16 protein-coding genes are annotated in these 15,529 nt (G+C 63.8%); 10 read left to right on the forward strand and 6 right to left on the reverse strand.

The genetic code is table 11. The features are described from left to right. The first annotated feature begins 1 nt into the window (after position 1). Complete coding sequence (locus AF337_RS01415; RefSeq protein ID WP_049730727.1) at positions 2-331, forward strand: TfoX/Sxy family protein; 330 nt, start codon at positions 2-4, stop codon at positions 329-331. 234 nt (positions 332-565) lie between these two features. Beyond that, complete coding sequence (locus AF337_RS01420; RefSeq protein WP_049730728.1) at positions 566-2,227, forward strand: thiourocanate hydratase; 1,662 nt, start codon at positions 566-568, stop codon at positions 2,225-2,227. 32 nt (positions 2,228-2,259) lie between these two features. Here AF337_RS01420 and AF337_RS01425 read toward each other — a convergent pair whose 3' ends face one another. From AF337_RS01425 to AF337_RS01435, 3 genes are all read right to left on the reverse strand, one after another. Further along, entirely contained in the window at positions 2,260-2,646 is a 387-nt protein-coding gene (locus AF337_RS01425) for a VOC family protein (protein WP_049730729.1), read from the reverse strand. Next, positions 2,643-3,905, reverse strand: a complete 1,263-nt coding sequence (locus tag AF337_RS01430; RefSeq protein ID WP_049730730.1) for an MFS transporter — start codon at positions 3,903-3,905, stop codon at positions 2,643-2,645. The genes AF337_RS01425 and AF337_RS01430 overlap by 4 nt, the downstream gene beginning before the upstream one ends. Positions 3,906-4,043: 138 nt before the next feature. Beyond that, positions 4,044-4,955 carry a LysR family transcriptional regulator gene (locus AF337_RS01435; protein WP_049730731.1) on the reverse strand — a complete coding sequence of 304 codons (912 nt, stop codon included), beginning with the start codon at positions 4,953-4,955 and terminating at the stop codon, positions 4,044-4,046. Positions 4,956-5,080: 125 nt separating this feature from the next. Here AF337_RS01435 and AF337_RS01440 point away from each other — a divergent pair, with 125 nt between their 5' ends. Together AF337_RS01440 and coaBC are read left to right on the forward strand one after the other, a co-directional pair. Next, a complete protein-coding gene (locus AF337_RS01440) occupies positions 5,081-5,845 on the forward strand; it encodes an SDR family oxidoreductase (protein WP_049730732.1) in 765 nt (254 codons plus the stop codon). A 123-nt stretch (positions 5,846-5,968) separates the two neighbouring features. Beyond that, a complete protein-coding gene (coaBC, locus tag AF337_RS01445) occupies positions 5,969-7,180 on the forward strand; it encodes a bifunctional phosphopantothenoylcysteine decarboxylase/phosphopantothenate--cysteine ligase CoaBC (protein ID WP_049730733.1) in 1,212 nt (403 codons plus the stop codon). On the opposite strand, the gene AF337_RS01450 is transcribed toward coaBC, so the two are convergent. After that, positions 7,167-7,979 (reverse strand): class II glutamine amidotransferase, encoded by an 813-nt coding sequence (locus AF337_RS01450; protein WP_049730734.1) that lies wholly within the window; start codon positions 7,977-7,979, stop codon positions 7,167-7,169. The genes coaBC and AF337_RS01450 overlap by 14 nt on opposite strands. A gap of 248 nt (positions 7,980-8,227) precedes the next feature. On the opposite strand from AF337_RS01450, the gene AF337_RS01455 reads away from it, so the two are divergent. From AF337_RS01455 to AF337_RS01475, 5 genes are all read left to right on the forward strand, one after another. Continuing rightward, positions 8,228-9,139 (forward strand): pirin family protein, encoded by a 912-nt coding sequence (locus tag AF337_RS01455; protein WP_049730735.1) that lies wholly within the window; start codon positions 8,228-8,230, stop codon positions 9,137-9,139. 317 nt (positions 9,140-9,456) lie between these two features. Further along, positions 9,457-10,134 (forward strand): FadR/GntR family transcriptional regulator, encoded by a 678-nt coding sequence (locus AF337_RS01460; RefSeq protein ID WP_049730736.1) that lies wholly within the window; start codon positions 9,457-9,459, stop codon positions 10,132-10,134. Continuing rightward, a complete protein-coding gene (locus tag AF337_RS01465; RefSeq protein WP_049730737.1) occupies positions 10,131-11,423 on the forward strand; it encodes a CynX/NimT family MFS transporter in 1,293 nt (430 codons plus the stop codon). The genes AF337_RS01460 and AF337_RS01465 overlap by 4 nt, the downstream gene beginning before the upstream one ends. Positions 11,424-11,596: 173 nt before the next feature. Next, a complete protein-coding gene (locus AF337_RS01470; protein WP_049730738.1) occupies positions 11,597-13,129 on the forward strand; it encodes a S10 family peptidase in 1,533 nt (510 codons plus the stop codon). A gap of 115 nt (positions 13,130-13,244) precedes the next feature. Next, on the forward strand, positions 13,245-13,661 hold the full coding sequence (locus AF337_RS01475; protein WP_049730739.1) for a GFA family protein: 417 nt from the start codon (positions 13,245-13,247) through the stop codon (positions 13,659-13,661). Between the two features lie 8 nt (positions 13,662-13,669). Here AF337_RS01475 and AF337_RS01480 read toward each other — a convergent pair whose 3' ends face one another. Next, complete coding sequence (locus AF337_RS01480; protein WP_049730740.1) at positions 13,670-14,197, reverse strand: Lrp/AsnC family transcriptional regulator; 528 nt, start codon at positions 14,195-14,197, stop codon at positions 13,670-13,672. Positions 14,198-14,279: 82 nt separating this feature from the next. Between AF337_RS01480 and AF337_RS01485 the strand changes: the two genes are divergently transcribed. Further along, positions 14,280-14,666 (forward strand): RidA family protein, encoded by a 387-nt coding sequence (locus AF337_RS01485; RefSeq protein WP_049730741.1) that lies wholly within the window; start codon positions 14,280-14,282, stop codon positions 14,664-14,666. Positions 14,667-14,708: 42 nt separating this feature from the next. Here the strand turns inward: AF337_RS01485 and AF337_RS01490 are convergent, their stop codons facing one another. After that, a complete protein-coding gene (locus AF337_RS01490; RefSeq protein ID WP_049730742.1) occupies positions 14,709-15,416 on the reverse strand; it encodes a glutathione S-transferase family protein in 708 nt (235 codons plus the stop codon). Between the last annotated feature and the right edge of the window lie 113 nt (positions 15,417-15,529).

The following is a 15,529-nucleotide window of genomic DNA, read 5'->3' on the forward strand; positions in this document are numbered from 1 at the left end:
CATGACGCGCGATCCCGGCCTTGAAGAGCTGTTGCGCGAGGAACTCGGCGATCGACCGGGCCTTGCCGAAAAATCGATGTTCGGCGGCTCCGCCTTCATGCTGAACGGCAATCTTCTCTGCGGCGCGCGCCACGACGGCATGCTGGTCCGTCTCGGCCGAGGCAATGACGGCTGGGCGCTGGCGCTGCCGGGCGTGATCCAGATGCTGTCCGGCGAACGGGTGATGCAAGGCTGGGTGCGGGCGACGGCTGCGGTTTACGGCGACGATGCGCTGAGACGGCGTTTGCTCGGTGCGGCACTTGCCTACGTGGAATCGCTGCCGGGGAAGTAGAGACTGCGCTTTCCCCCTTCTCCCCAGCGGGGGTCCGAAGGACAGATGAGGGGGTGAGCGGCAAAGCCGCGAGTGCCTGAGCGCAAGCGAAGGGCAATGAATGTTTTACCGTGTGGCCCCCTCATCCGACCCTTCGGGGCCACCGACCAGGGTCGAGCCACAGGTCTCGACCCGTCCTTCGGACCGCCGCCGGGGAGAAGGGAAAAAAACTGAGAACCAAGCGAGGAACCCACGATGCCGAAGGCCAATCCACGTCATCCGAAATTTCCGATTCCCGGCGGGCCGGACTTGCGTGCCAAGGGCTGGCGGCAGGAGGCGCTGCTGCGGCTGCTCGAAAATGTGCTGTCGGTCGGCGAGGATCCCGAAAACCTGATCGTCTATGCCGCGCTCGGCAAGGCTGCGCGCAACTGGGCGGCGCACAAGGGCATCGTCAAGGTGCTGACCGAGATGGAGGAGGACCAGACGCTGCTCATCCAGTCGGGCAAGCCGATCGGGCTGGTACGAACGCACGCCAAGGCGCCGCTCGTCATCATGGCGAACTGCAATATCGTCGGGCAATGGGCGAAGGCCGAAGTGTTCTATGAGCTGCAGCGCAAGGGACTGATCTGCTGGGGCGGACTGACGGCGGGCGCCTGGCAATATATCGGCAGCCAGGGCGTCATTCAGGGGACCTATGAGATCTTCATGCGCATTGCCGAGCGGCGCTTCGGCGGCGATCTTGCCGGCCGCTTCGTGCTGACGGCCGGGCTTGGCGGCATGGGCGGGGCGCAGCCGCTCGCCGGTCGCATGGCAGGGGCGGCGATCCTCTGTGTAGATATCGACCCGGAACGGGCCTGCAAGCGCCAGCAGATCGGTTATCTCCAGGAAATCGCGCCCGATCTTGATACCGCCCTTCAGATGATCGATGCGGCGGTCAAGGAGAAGCGGGCGCTGTCGGTCGGGCTGGTCGGCAATGCGGCCGAGGTCTATCCCGAAATTGCCCGGCGCGGCATCGTGCCCGATATCGTCACCGACCAGACCTCGGCGCACGACCTCGTCTATGGCTATGTGCCGAAGGGCATGAGCCTCGATCAGGTCAAAGGGCTGCGCGACGACGGCCAGGGGCAATTGATGGCGGCAAGCCGCGCCTCGATCGTCGAGCATGTGACGGCGATGCTGGAATTCCAGAAGCGCGGCGCGGAAGTCTTCGACAATGGCAACCTTATCCGCACCCAGGCGAAAGAGGGTGGCGTCACCAATGCCTTCGACATTCCGATCTTCACCGAAGCCTATCTGAGGCCGCTGTTTGCCCGGGCGATCGGCCCGTTCCGCTGGATGGCGCTCTCAGGCGAGGAGAGCGATATCGCCCGCATCGACGACCTGCTGCTCGAACTCTTCCCCGACAACAGGATCATCACCAACTGGATCCGGCTGGCGCGCCAGCATGTTCCCTTCGAAGGGCTGCCGGCCCGCATTGCCTGGCTCGGTCACGGCGAACGCACGATGCTGGCGCGGCGGGTTAACGCGCTGGTCGCAGGCGGCGAGCTCAAAGGCCCCATCGCCTTTTCCCGCGACCATCTCGACGCCGGCGCCATGGCGCATCCGAATATCATGACCGAGCGGATGAAGGACGGATCGGATGCGATCGCCGACTGGCCGCTGATCGATGCGATGATGCTCTGCTCGTCGATGGCCGATCTCGTCGTCGTCCATTCCGGCGGCGGCGGCTATGCCGGCTACATGACAAGCTGCGGCGTCACCGTCGTCGCCGACGGCAGCGATGCCGCCGATGAGCGGCTGGACCACGCGCTGACCAACGACACCGCCCTCGGCGTCATGCGGTATGCCGATGCCGGTTATGAGGAGGCGCTTGATGAGGTGGCGAAGAAGGATGTGCCCTATATCAGGCTGGATTGAGTCGGGGGCAGGTATCGGCCAGATATCGAGCGTCAATCGATCGGATTCGAAACTTCGATGAGATTGCCGTCAGGGTCTCTGAAATAGACCGAGCGCAGGCATCCGGTCGCACCGGTGCGTTCGACTGGGCCTTCTTCGATCACAATGGCCGACGCCTGCAGATGGGCGATGACATCGGCAAGCGGCGTCTCGGCGATGAAGCAGAGGTCGCCGGAGCCGGGGGTGGCATGTCTTGCCTTGGGTTCAAATTCGTGGCCGGCCTGATGCAGATTGATCTTCTGTCTGCCGAATTTCAGCGCCTTTCGGCCTTCCGCAAAGGTTTCGACCGACATGCCGAGAATGCGGGAATAGAAGTCGCAGGTGGCTGCGATATCGGCGACGGTCAGCACAAGATGATCGAGACGGTCTATGCGGATCATGCTTTTCTCCTTGTAAAGTCCTGGGCAAAGCCCTGGGCAAAGTGCTGGGCGACACAGGCGGAGATAAAGGCGAGCGCCAGCATGGCAAGCGTGAAGAGGACGACGGCGGCCCAGCCTTCCACGGCAAAGAACCAGCCGCCGGCCGAGCCCATGAGGCTGGAACCGACGTAATAGGCGAGCATATAGAGCGACGAGGCGTGGCCCTTGGTGCCATGCGCAAGCTTGCCGACGAGGCCGCTGGCGATGGAATGGCTCATGAAAAAGCCGGTCGTCAGCACGACGATGCCGAGAATGATGGATGGCAGCGGTGCGAAAAGCGTCAGCGCGCTGCCGGCGGCCGTCAGCGCCAGACCGAAGAGCAGCACGCGAAAATGCCCGATCCGGTCTCCGATCAGGCCGCCGATCGAGGAGGCGCCGATGCCGAAGAGATAGACGGTGAAGATCAGGCCGAGTTCGGTCTGATTGAGGCCATAGGGCGGCGCCACGAGACGGAAACCGGCATAATTATAGATGGTCACGAAGGAGCCCATCGCCAGGAAGGCGATGGCGAAGACGAAGGGCAGCGCCGGATTTTTGAGATGGCCGAGCCAGGCTTTCGCGTGAAAGCGCGGATCGAAGCCCGGCCGGCGGACGAAATTCTTCGACGGCGGCAGCAGGGCGATGAAGCCGAGCGCGGCGGCAAGGCCGATGGCGCCGATGAGGAAAAGCGCCGGCCGCCAGCCGAGATATTCGGCGAAGATGCCGGTGAGGACGCGGCCGGACATGCCGCCGAAGGCCGTGCCGCCGACATAGAGGCCCATGGTGGCGCCGAGGCCGCGCGGATCGATTTCCTCGGCGAGATAGGCCATGGCGACGGCCGGCACGCCGCCGAGAACGAGACCCTGCAGGGCGCGGATCACCAGCAGCAGATGCCAGTTCGGCGCAAAGGCGGTGGCCACCGTCAGCAAGGCGGCGCCGACCAGCGACAGCGCCATCAGGCTGCGGCGGCCAAGCCCTTCCGAGACGGCGGCGGCACAGACGATGGCGACCGCCAGGAAGCCGGTGGAAAGTGAAAGGGACAGCGAGCTTTCGGCCGGGCTGACGGCAAATTCCTGCGAGAAGATCGGCAACAGCGGCTGCACGCAATAAAGCAGCGAGAAGGTGGAAAAGCCGGAAAGGAAAAGCGCCAGGCTGGCGCGGCGATAGGCGCCGGTGCCGCGTGTCAGATAGTGCTTTTCTCCTGCGATCGTAGTCTTCACGCCATGCACTGACGGCGGCATATCTTCATCCTGACGAACCTTCGAGTTCATTGGTTAGAACAGGATGATTTTAGGCCGGTTGGCCTAAAATCTGAATCCTGTTCTACATTAAAGAGTTAGAGCATGATGTCGCCCGAAAACCGCTCACACTTTTCGGCATCATGCTCTATCCGCAATATCCCAATAGGGCGGATCGCCAAAACTCTTCTTCAGATGATCGGCGATGGCGCGCAGCTTGGCCGAGGGATTGCGGCCCTCGGGATGAGCCATGTAGATGAATTCGGCCTCCGGCCTGTGGCCGATATCGATTTCGGCAAGCCTGCCTTCGCGGATGGCCGGGCCGGCGATAAAGGCGGGCAGCAGCGCGATGCCGAGACCGGCAATCGCGGCGTCGCGCAGCATGTCGCCATTGTTGATGCCGAGCGCCAGTTTCGCGCGGACGACGACCGCACCCTCCGGCGTCTGGAAGCGCCAGTCGGCGACGCCGCGATTGGTGTAGAAGATGCCGCGATGGCTGTTGAGATCATCAAGCGACAACGGCATTCCCTCCCGCGCGAGATAATCCGGCGACGCACAGAGCAGGCGGCGACTCGGCGCAAGCTTCCAGGCGACCAGCCGGCTGTCGGCGATCGGGCCGTTGCGGATGATGGCGTCATAGCCGTCCGAGCCGGCATCGACACGCCGGTCGTCGATATCGAGCGTCAGTTCGATATCGGGATGGTCGGCAAGAAAGGGGTAGAGCGCCGGGCCGAGATGCATGCGGCCGAAGGTGACGGGGGCGGCGATGCGGATCGGCCCCGACAGCGTGCCGCGCCGCTCGGCCATATCGGCGGCGGCCTCCTCGATCTCGCGCACGATACGCCCGGCGCGCTCCAGAAAGACCACACCGTCCTCGGTCAAGGCCAGCTTGCGCGTCGTTCGGTGCAGTAGCGTGCCGCCCAGCGATTTCTCCAGTTCCGCCAGCCTTTCGCTGACGACGGATTTGGAGAGCCTGAGGCGCCGGGCCGCCTCGCTGACCGAGCCTGCCTCGACGACGGCGACAAAAGCCGCAATACCTTCGATCCTGATCATCGTTCGGTCTTTCCGAATTCGAATTCCCCGATCTGGAGACTAATCCGAACGAAAAGAAAATGCCATCTTCCACTCAACGCAAGAGACGGCAAGGGCCGCCTCGCTTCAACACAGGAGATGGAACCATGAACCGCTTGAACAACAAGGTCGCGATCATCACCGGCGCAAGCTCCGGCATCGGCCGCGTCACCGCAAAGCTCTTTGCCGCCGAAGGCGCAAAGGTCGTCGTCGGCGCCCGACGTCAGACCGAACTTGACAGTCTCGTCGCGGAGATCAAGGCAGAGGGCGGCGACGCCGTCGCCATCGCCGGCGACGTCCGGTCGGAAGACTATCACAAGGCGCTGGTCGCGGCCGCCGTGGCCCATTACGGCAAGCTCGACATCGCCTTCAACAATGCCGGCATCATCGGCGAGGCTGGCCCGAGCACCGGTGTCTCGGAAGCAGGCTTCAGCGAGGCGCTGGCCGTCAATCTGACAGCCTCCTTCCTCGCCGCCAAACATCAGATCGGCGCCATGACGGAAAATGGCGGCGGCTCGGTGATCTTCACCTCGACCTTCGTCGGCTACAGCTTCGCCTTTCCCGGCGTCGCCGCTTATGCCGCCAGCAAATCCGGGCTGATCGGGCTGACGCAGGCGCTCGCGGCTGAATTCGGACCGCAGGGCGTGCGCGTCAATGCCATTCTGCCGGGTGCGGTCGATACCGACATGTACCGGGACATGAACGATACGGCCGACAAGCAGGTTGCCGTCACCAATATGCATGCGCTGAAGCGTGTCGCGACACCGGACGAACTCGCCCGCTCGGTTCTCTACCTCGCCTCCGACGATGCGAGCTTCGTCACCGGCACGGCTTCGCTGGTCGACGGCGGCATTTCGATCACCCGCAGTTGAGACGCGCGGCGCGATTATTGGCCGGCGGGTTGGCGATCTCTCTCCAACCCGCCCGCGCGATTGCATGTTCTACGCCAAAGGCTTAGGGTCGGGGCCGGTCAATAAGGCGACGGGTAGAAAGCCATGGCTCTCAGCGGCAAACGCATCCTCCTCATCATCTCAGGCGGCATCGCCGCCTATAAGAGCCTGGATCTGATCCGCCGGCTGCGCGAGCGCGGCGCGAGCGTGCGCCCCATCATGACCAAGGGCGCCCAGGAATTCGTCACGCCGCTGGCCGTCGGCGCGCTGGCGGCGGATCACGTCTTCCTCGATCTGTTTTCGCGTGAAGACGAACAGGATGTCGGCCATATCAGGCTGGCGCGCGACTGCGACCTCGTGCTCATCGCCCCTGCCACCGCCGACCTGATGGCGAGGATGGCAAACGGGTTTGCCGACGATCTTGCCTCGACCGTGCTGCTCGCGACCGAGAGACCGGTGCTGGCAGCACCGGCGATGAACCCCAGAATGTGGGCGCATCCGGCGACGCGGCGCAATGCGGCGCTGCTCCGGGCAGACGGCGTCCGCTTTGTCGGGCCGATGGCCGGCGAGATGGCGGAGAGCCGGGAGGCCGGGGTCGGCCGGATGGCGGAGCCGCTGGAGATCGTGGCGGCGGCCGAAACCATGCTCGACGACGGAGAAAAGCCGCTGAAGGGGCGCAAGGCGATCGTCACCTCAGGACCGACGCACGAGCCGATCGACCCGGTGCGCTACATCGCCAACCGCTCTTCCGGCCGGCAGGGCCATGCGATCGCCGCAGCCCTTGCCAAACTCGGAGCCGAAGTGACGCTGGTCTCGGGGCCGGTGACGATCGCCGACCCCGTCGGCGTCAGCACCGTGCATGTCGAGCGGGCGGAGGAAATGCGTGACGCGGTGCTTTCGGCGCTGCCGGCCGACATAGCGGTGATGGTCGCGGCTGTGGCGGACTGGCGCGTCGCCTCGGCGGCCGACCAGAAGCTGAAGAAACATCCGGGCGAATCCATTCCGACGCTGGCGCTGACCGAGAATCCCGACATTCTCAAAACCGTCGGCCATCATACGATGCGGCCGAAACTGGTGATCGGCTTTGCCGCCGAGACGCAGGACGTGGAAAGCAATGCGAAGGCGAAGCTCGAGCGCAAGGGCGCCGACCTGATTGTCGCCAATGACGTTTCGCCGGCCACCGGCATCATGGGCGGCAGCCGCAACAGCGTCAAACTCATCCGCCGCGATGGCGTCGAGCAATGGCCCGACCTGGCGAAGGAAGAGGTTGCCGAAAGACTGGCGGCACTGATCGCCGAAAGCTTCAGGCAGGGATAGCCATGCGCTGCGGCTGGGCAGCACTTCGCTTTCCCGGCCGGAAGTCTGCGACGTCGATGCCGTTTTCGCCGACGGTGACGGCACTGCCATCGGGAATTTCGGCCCAGGCGTCGACATCGTCGTTCAACGGCTCGGAGACCAGGCAATAGCCGGCGCTGGCAGGTGAGGCATAGAGCGTCGGCGCCTTGCGATCGGTGGCATAGCGGATCGCATAGAGCGTCTTGCCGTCGGAGAAGGCGGCGGTGAAGCGCAGCAGGATCGAGCCGAGGAGACTTTCGGCCAGATCCTCGACGAAGCCGACCATGTCAGCCATTGCGGCGATCGGCGCATCGCGCAGGCCGAATTGCAGCGCCAGCAGGAACATCAGCTCGGAATCGGTCGTGCCGCCGCGGGCGTTGAACAGGTCGTCATCGAGCATCGCCTCCATCGGCCGGCGCAGGCGCTCGAAACCGGAGATCTGGCCATTGTGCATGAAGGACCAGGTGTCATGGGTGAAGGGGTGGCAATTGTCGCGGCGCGTGCCGCCGCCGGTGGCGGCGCGGACATGGGCGAGGAAGAGCGGCGAGCGGATCTGCCGCGCCAGGCTCTTCAGATTGCAATCCGACCAGGCCGGCAGGATATCACGGTAGCGGCCGGGCTCCGGCCTATCGCCATACCAGGCGATGCCGAAGCCATCGCCATTTGTCGCCGTCTTGGCGCGCGTGGCGCAATGGGACTGCTCAATCAGCGAATGAGCGGGCGAGGATACCAGTTCCTCGAGATAGAGAGCGTCTCCGCGATAGGCTGCCCAGCGACACATGGCTTTCTTGCTCCGGGACCCGCCGCCGCATCGGCGGGCATGCTAAATTGTCTGCCGTCGCGGCTAATAACAGCTTAACGCGCCGCTGGTTTGCAAGCGCAAGATGACGGTTTCGTGGCGATCGGGATGTTCAAATTCGGCGAAAGCCTGTGTTCTTTTGTGAACACTGCGTTGTCCGCAGGGCAGGCTTCGCGCTTGGCGGCCGGGCCGCTATAGTTGCCGCCAAGTTGAACCTTCAAGAGGACATCATGTCGATCCGCCCCGTCAAACATGAAAGTACCGCCACACCGACCATGGAAGGCGCGGGCCTGAAGCTGCACCGCGTCTTCGGCTTCGGCGATCCGGCGATGACCGACCCCTTCCTGATGATGGACGATTTCCGCAATGACAATCCGGCGGAATATATTCGCGGTTTTCCGTGGCACCCGCATCGCGGCATCGAGACGATCACCTATGTGCTTGCCGGCACCGTCGAACACGGCGACAGCCTTGGCAACCGTGGCCTGCTCGGCGCCGGCGATATCCAGTGGATGACAGCCGGCAGCGGCATCATGCACCAGGAAATGCCGAAGGGCGATTTCGCCGGCCGCATGCATGGCTTCCAGCTCTGGGCAAACCTGCCCTCCTCGCTGAAGATGACGGCACCGCGCTATCAGGACGTCAAATCCGCCGATATCCCTGTCGTCGTCGATGATGACGGCACGGCCGTGCGGGTGATCTGCGGCGATTTCTGGGGCAAGGCCGGTCCCGTCGACGGCGTTGCCGCCGAGCCGATCTATCTCGACGTCTCGGTGCCGCCCGGCAAGAAGAAGCGTCTGCCGGTCGACACCTATCGCAACGCCTTCGCCTATATCTTCGCCGGCTCCGGCACCTTTCGCGATGCGTCGAAACCCTTCGGAGTGCGCGTCGAGAAGGAAGTGGACGGCGAGGAGTTGAACATTCGCGACATGTCCGGCAACCGCACGCTCGTTGTCTTCGACAGCGGCGACGAAGTGACGGTGCAGGCGGGCGACCAGGGCATCCGTTTCCTGCTTGTATCAGGCAAGCCAATCGAGGAGCCGGTCGCTTGGCACGGCCCGATCGTGATGAATTCGCGCGAGGAAATCATGCAGGCGATGCGCGAACTGCAGAACGGCACCTTCATCAAGGCGGCGCATTGATCGCATTTCTCTCTTGCATCTGCGAAGAATCGGCCTACCTTCGAGCTATCAGCAACAGAACGAAAGGAAGGTGATCCAATGTCTAATGAGATTTCGGACCTCGTAACGGGCATGGGAGAGATGATGAAAGCGAGGCAGCCCTCGCTGTAATCCCCGCCTTCCTGGGGCTGCATAGACAGTCCAGGCCAGTTTGAGGCCAAACTCATGGAAAGGGTCGCCGAGGCGGCCCTTTTTTATTGCCGTGATTTCATCAGCATTGACGAACCATCGCAATCCCACTACTCATAAAGTCATCAGATGACTTTATGAGTAGTGGGATGCGCGCAATCAGCAGGACCAATCTCGCCGATGACGCTGTCGAGGCGATCCGCAGCGATATTCTCGGCAAACGCTGGGCGGTCGGCGAGAAATTGCCGAATGAAGCCGCACTGTCGGCCATGCTCTCGGTGAGCCGCGGCACGGTGCGCGAGGCGGTGCGGGTTCTCGTCTCCCAAGGCTATCTCGAAACGCGGCAGGGTTCGGGTACCTATGTCCGCGCAACCAGCGATGCCGGCCGGCCGCTGACGATGGCGCGGCGCGCCAGCCTGCGCGACCAGTTCGAGGCGCGCCTGGCGCTCGACGTCGAGGCCGCCCGGCTGACGGCAGTCCGCAAGAGCCCGGAGACGGTAGCGGAGCTTCGCCGACTGCTTGCCGAACGCGGCAGTTACGACGGCGGCGATCAGGCCGGCTTCATCGAACGCGACCTCGCCTTCCACAAGGCGGTCATCGCCGCGTCCGGCAACCGGGCGATGATCGAGATCTACGATTTCTTCTCGGCCTCGATCGCCGATACCATCGCCGCGACACTCGGCAAGGATATTCCCGAACCGGATATGCAGGCGCATGCCGATATCGTCGACGCCATCGAAACTGGCGATCCCGATAGAGCGGATGCGGCGGTGCGCCGCTTCATGGGGCCGGTTCTTGCCGCTCTCGACCGGATGATCCTGTCATGACCACATCTTCCGCCGATACCGTCACGACATTCGACGCATCAGACGAACTGCTTGTAGACGCCGAGGCCGGCAGCCTGCCGCCGCCGCAGGCAACACCGGTGCGCGGTGCCGCCGATCGTTTGCTGCTCGGCGCCAGCCTGGTGCTGATCGCCTTCAACCTGCGCCCGGTCTTTTCGAGCGCCTCGGCGCTGCTGCCGGAAATCCGCGCGGAACTTGGCCTCAGCGCGCTTGGCGCCAGCCTGCTGACGACGCTGCCGGTCGTCTGCCTCGGCGCCTTTTCGCCGCTGGCGCCACGTCTTGCCCAGCGCCTCGGCACGGAACGCACGCTGCTCGGCGTTATCCTGCTTCTGGCGCTCGGCACTGCGTTGCGCGGGCTTTCCTCGGTGCCGCTGCTCTTCATCGGCACCGCGCTCGCAGGCGCCTGTATCGCCATCGGCAACGTCCTGCTGCCGGGGCTGGTGAAACGGGATTTCGCCGGGCGCGCCGCGCTGATGACCGGCTTCTACACCATGGCGCTCTGCGCCGGTGCGGCCAGTGCGGCCGGGCTGACGCTGCCGATCGAGCACGCGCTCGGCGGCTCTCTCTCAGGCGCGCTCGCCGCCTGGGCGCTGCCCGCCTTGATCGTCGGCCTGATCTGGCTGCCGCAGGTTCTGCGCAACGGAGGCCAGGCCAGGCGAGGCGGATTTCATGTCCAAGGCCTGTGGCGGGACCGGCTGGCCTGGCAGGTGACGCTGTTCATGGGGCTACAATCGGCGCTTGCCTATTGCGTCTTCGGCTGGCTGGTTCCGATCCTGCGCGAACGCGGCCTCGACGGGGTCACCGCCGGGGCGATCGTTTCGCTGTCGGTGATGGTGCAGGCGGCATCCTGCCTGATCGTGCCGCATATCGCCGTGCATGGCAAAGACCAGCGGCTGATCAATGCCAGTCTTTGCGGCGTTGCCGTTATCGCCCTGCTCGGCCTGCTGTTTGCGCCGCTGTCGACGGTCTGGCTGTGGGCCTTGCTGCAAGGCATCGGCCAGGGTGGGCTGATCGCGGCGGCGATGACGACGATCGTGCTGCGCTCGCGCGATCCCGATGTCGCCGCCCATCTGTCCGGCATGGCGCAATGCGTCGGTTACCTGCTTGCAGCCATCGGCCCGCTCATCGTCGGCCTTATCCGCAGCTGGACCGGCAGCTTTTCCTGGTGCGCCGCCCTTTTTGTCGCGCTTGGGCTCGGTGCGGCGATCAACGGCTGGAAAGCCGGCCGGTCGGTCGAGATCAATGTCCATGCCGTGGAAAAGGTGAGCTGAGCCCTCACCGGCCCATCACCATCTCTTGATGCCGGTCGCCGGCCGCGGATGTTACGCTATCTCTAAAGCTCTTTGTTCTTACGCATGTCGTTGGGGCAAAAGCGCTTCGCGCTTTGCCTGGGAAAACCGCGCGACATGCTTTAGCTGCAGTCCGCACCGCCGGAGGAGACATCTTGCGTTTACGACCCCTGTTTCTGTTTGCCGCTCTGGCGGTGTCGCTGGCCCCTGCCCTTTCCCCGGCTCAGGAAAGCAGTCAATCCGGAGAGAAAGTCGAGCGCAGTGCGCGCGACGGCGTGCTGAAGCTGCTGCCGGCCGATTCCGTCACCGAACACGAACTGACGATCGGCGGCCGGAAGATTGCCTATACCGCAACCGCCGGCACGCTCGATCTCTTCGGCCAGGACGGCGCGCCGACCGGCGCGATCTTCTACACCGCCTATGTCGCGAAAGGCGGCGGGCCGGACCGGCCGCTGACCTTCGCCTTCAACGGCGGGCCGGGTGCGGCTTCCGCCTTCCTGCATCTCGGGCTGGTCGGGCCCAAGGTGCTTGATTTCGGGCCCCAGGCGCGCGACGGCGCCCATGCGCAGCTCGTCGACAACCCGCAAAGCTGGCTCGATTTCACCGATCTCGTGCTGATCGATCCGATCGGCACCGGCTGGAGTCGGACGGTGAAGGCCGACGACGCCTCCAACTATTACAACGTCAACGCAGACGCTGAGAGCATCGCCAAGGCGATCGCGCTCTATGTCGCTCACAACAACCGTTCCAACGCGCCGAAATATCTTCTCGGCGAAAGTTACGGCGGCTTCCGCGCCGCCAAGGTCGCCTCGGCGCTGCAGGAAAGCCAGGGCATCGTCGTCGCCGGCGCGGTGATGCTTTCGCCCTTGCTCGAGGGCCAGCTGATGTTCAATGCCGATCAGTTTGCGCTCGGCGCAGCGCTTGAGCTGCCGTCACTGGCGGCGGCCGAACTCGACCGGCGCAACGCCTTTAACGAAGAGAAGCAGCGCGAGGCCGAGGCCTTCGCGCTCGGCGATTATCTGACGACGCTTGCCGGTTCCCCGCCGACGGGCACTGAGGCCGCCGCCTTCTATGGCAGGATCGCCGGGCTGACAGGCATCCCAGAGGATATCGTCACGCGCAACCGCGGCTTCCTCGGCAATTCCTTCGTCAAACACTCCGACGGGGGCAGCGGCGAAGTGATGAGCTCCTACGACGCCGCCTTCGCCGCCCCCGATCCCTATCCGGAATCGGATTACGACCGTGGCGACGACGCCATCCTCGACGGCTTCACCCGCGCCTATGGCGGCGCTTTTGCCGACTATGCCCGCAACGAACTCGGCTTCAAAACCGAGATGACCTATTCGCTGCTCGACAGTGATATCAGCCGGCGCTGGGAATGGGGCAGCGGGCGCGGCGGCGGATCGCGCTTGCAGGCGACCGCCACCGACGACATCAGGCAGCTGCTTGCCTCCAACACGGCCTTCCATCTGCTGATCGCGCATGGCTACAGCGATCTGGTGACGCCTTACGGCGTCAGCCGCTACGTGGTCGACCACCTGCCGCCGTCGCTTGCCGGCGGCCGCGTCGGGCTGAAACTTTATCGCGGCGGGCATATGTTCTACACCCGGGCCGATCAGCGGGCCGCCTTCACGGCGGATGCCAAGGCCTTTTACGCCAGACGCCTGGCCGTGCAGCCGGCGGACTAAAGCGTGTCGCGATCTTTCAGATTCGCTTGGCCCACGCTTTAGCTTTTTGTTTTTCGCATGTCTTCCTCGCAAAACCGCTTCACACTTTTGCGCGACATGCTTTGGGGACTTGCCGATGCATATCACCGGAGGATGCCATTGCGGCGCGATCCGCTATCAAGCCGAGATCGATCCGGAGCGGGTCACGATCTGCCATTGCACCGATTGCCAGCGGCTGACGGGGTCGGCCTATCGCGTCACCGCGCCGGCGCGGCCGGGAAGTTTCACGCTGATTTCGGGCGAACCGCGCGGCTACAGCAAATACGGCGATAGCGGCGGCCTCAGCCGGCAATTCTTCTGCCCGAACTGCGGATCGCCGCTTTATCGCACCGATGGCGACGGCGGCGCGATCGGCATCCGCCTTGGCGGCATCGACCAGCGGCGGGAACTCACGCCCAGGAAGCAGATATGGTGCCGCTCGGCCTTGCCCTGGGTGGAGAATATCGAACCGCTGCCACGGTTCGACGGCGAGGACCGCGGCAAGGACGTTTAGGTCGCAGACTATTCCGGCAGCGGTATATCCGGCCAGATCTCCGTGACGCCGGCCTGGACCGGACGCTCGAGATAGGTGGAGAGAGCGATATAGCTGCGGGTGCCGGTGACGCCGGGAACGGCGTGAACCTGTGCGAGAAAAGCCTCCAATGCCTGCGGGCTGGCGGTGCGGACCTTGAAGAGGACGCTGGCATCACCGGCAACCGAATGCATCTCTTCGACTTCGGGAAAGTGCAGGAGCTGCATCAGCCGCTCGCTCTTGCCCCAGCCGGCCGCCTCGACATGCACGAAGGCCAGCAGCGGCTTGCCGAGGGCGGCTCCATCCAGCGCGGCATGCACGCCCTTGATGGCGCCGGATTGGCTGAGACGGCGCACACGCTCATGCACGGCCGGCGCCGAAAGCCCGACCACTTGGCCGAGTCTCGCATAGCTCTGGCTGCTGTCGGCGGCGAGCGCGGCTAATATTTTTCGGTCAAAAGCATCCATGGCCGGCTGCTGTACACGCCGCTGCCGAAGATCGTCTGTATTTTTCTTCATTCGGCAAACTCCTCTTTGTGCCGAAGAATAATCGCCGATATTGCCATTTGTTCAACAGAATATTCGATGGAGGAAAAGCCCCATGGAGATGATCGAGCATAATCCGACAGGCGGGATCTATCCCACGAGCCCCGATTACATTCACGCGCTGGAGGTAAGGCATCCCTCCCGGCTGCTCTTCGTCAGCGGCACGATGGGTCTGGATAGTGAGGGAATGGCGGCGGCCGATCTGGACGGGCAGTTGGAACTTGTCTGGGCCAATCTGCGCAGCATCCTCGCAGCCGCCGGAATGACGGTGGACAACATCGTGCGGCTGACGAGTTACCTGCGCGATCGCGCCTTTGTGGAGGCGAACCAGAATGCCCGGCTTCGCGCCCTTGGCGGCCGCGCCGTGCCGACGACCGCCATCGTCGTGGAAACGCTGTGCGACGACTGGCTCGTCGAGATCGAGATCGTCGCCGCCGGCTGACGGCAATGGCCATCGCATCCGAAGCCGCGATGGCCGCCGGGTTCAGGCGGCCTGCTTCAACAGGCCGAGGGCTTCGGTCAGATCGACCTCGCCGAGGAAACCGCCACTGCTTTTGGTCTCCTGCCGGTGCTCGATCGCATGGGCAAATTGCACGGCCGGTTGCTGCTGCATGCGCTCGTAGAGGCGATGCAGGCCGGGAAACTGCCGCCGGTCGACGACCTTGTGAAAATCGTTCCAGCGGGCAATCCCGACGAAATAGGCATCGGCCAGGCTCGGGCCGTTGCCGACAAGCCAATCGCGGCCATCGAGCAGCCGTTCCAGCGTGTGATGCGCCTTTTCCACTGCGGCGATGCCATAGGCTGCCAGCGCCTGCTTCTGCTGCGGCTCCAGCGGGTGTTCGAACGCATACCAGAGTGGGCCGAAGGCCTTGAAGAAACTGGTGTTGAGAAAGGCGAGCATCTGGTTCAGACGATCGAAATCCTCCGACCCCTGCGCAAAACCGCGACCGCTGCCGATCGCCCGGGCGCCGATATGCTGGAGGATCGCCATGCTTTCGCTGATGACCCTGCCATCTTCGAGCAACAGCGACGGTGTTTCGCCGACGGGGTTGATCCTGAGGTAGTCGTCGCTGGAGACCATTTCCGGCATCTCGACGCGGCAAAGCCGGTAAGGCAGGCCGGACCATTCCAGCGCGACGATCGAGCCGAAGGAGCAGCCTTCGGGGACGCCGTAAAACAATATGGGTGACATCAATCGTTCCTTTCAGAATTGAACATGTTTGGACGCGATCAATGTGCAGATATGGACGATCTTGCGGTAGAGGCTATAAATGCATCCCAATGTCCACAATCATGGAAGATGGC

Source organism: Rhizobium ecuadorense, from assembly GCF_001187535.1.
GTDB classification, from domain to species: Bacteria; Pseudomonadota; Alphaproteobacteria; order Rhizobiales; family Rhizobiaceae; genus Rhizobium; species Rhizobium ecuadorense.

Excerpts from the sequence above, each read along its gene's own strand:
- AF337_RS01415 (WP_049730727.1), top strand. The coding sequence starts at position 2 with ATGACGCGCGATCCCGGCCTTGAAGAGCTGTTGCGCGAGGAACTCGGC.
- AF337_RS01455 (WP_049730735.1), top strand. The coding sequence starts at position 8,228 with ATGTCGATCCGCCCCGTCAAACATGAAAGTACCGCCACACCGACCATG.
- AF337_RS01485 (WP_049730741.1), top strand. The coding sequence starts at position 14,280 with ATGGAGATGATCGAGCATAATCCGACAGGCGGGATCTATCCCACGAGC.
- AF337_RS01435 (WP_049730731.1), bottom strand. The coding sequence starts at position 4,955 with ATGATCAGGATCGAAGGTATTGCGGCTTTTGTCGCCGTCGTCGAGGCA.
- AF337_RS01440 (WP_049730732.1), top strand. The coding sequence starts at position 5,081 with ATGAACCGCTTGAACAACAAGGTCGCGATCATCACCGGCGCAAGCTCC.
- AF337_RS01480 (WP_049730740.1), bottom strand. The coding sequence starts at position 14,197 with ATGAAGAAAAATACAGACGATCTTCGGCAGCGGCGTGTACAGCAGCCG.
- AF337_RS01430 (WP_049730730.1), bottom strand. The coding sequence starts at position 3,905 with ATGCCGCCGTCAGTGCATGGCGTGAAGACTACGATCGCAGGAGAAAAG.
- AF337_RS01475 (WP_049730739.1), top strand. The coding sequence starts at position 13,245 with ATGCATATCACCGGAGGATGCCATTGCGGCGCGATCCGCTATCAAGCC.
- AF337_RS01420 (WP_049730728.1), top strand. The coding sequence starts at position 566 with ATGCCGAAGGCCAATCCACGTCATCCGAAATTTCCGATTCCCGGCGGG.
- AF337_RS01460 (WP_049730736.1), top strand. The coding sequence starts at position 9,457 with ATGCGCGCAATCAGCAGGACCAATCTCGCCGATGACGCTGTCGAGGCG.
- AF337_RS01490 (WP_049730742.1), bottom strand. The coding sequence starts at position 15,416 with ATGTCACCCATATTGTTTTACGGCGTCCCCGAAGGCTGCTCCTTCGGC.
- AF337_RS01465 (WP_049730737.1), top strand. The coding sequence starts at position 10,131 with ATGACCACATCTTCCGCCGATACCGTCACGACATTCGACGCATCAGAC.
- coaBC (WP_049730733.1), top strand. The coding sequence starts at position 5,969 with ATGGCTCTCAGCGGCAAACGCATCCTCCTCATCATCTCAGGCGGCATC.
- AF337_RS01450 (WP_049730734.1), bottom strand. The coding sequence starts at position 7,979 with ATGTGTCGCTGGGCAGCCTATCGCGGAGACGCTCTCTATCTCGAGGAA.
- AF337_RS01425 (WP_049730729.1), bottom strand. The coding sequence starts at position 2,646 with ATGATCCGCATAGACCGTCTCGATCATCTTGTGCTGACCGTCGCCGAT.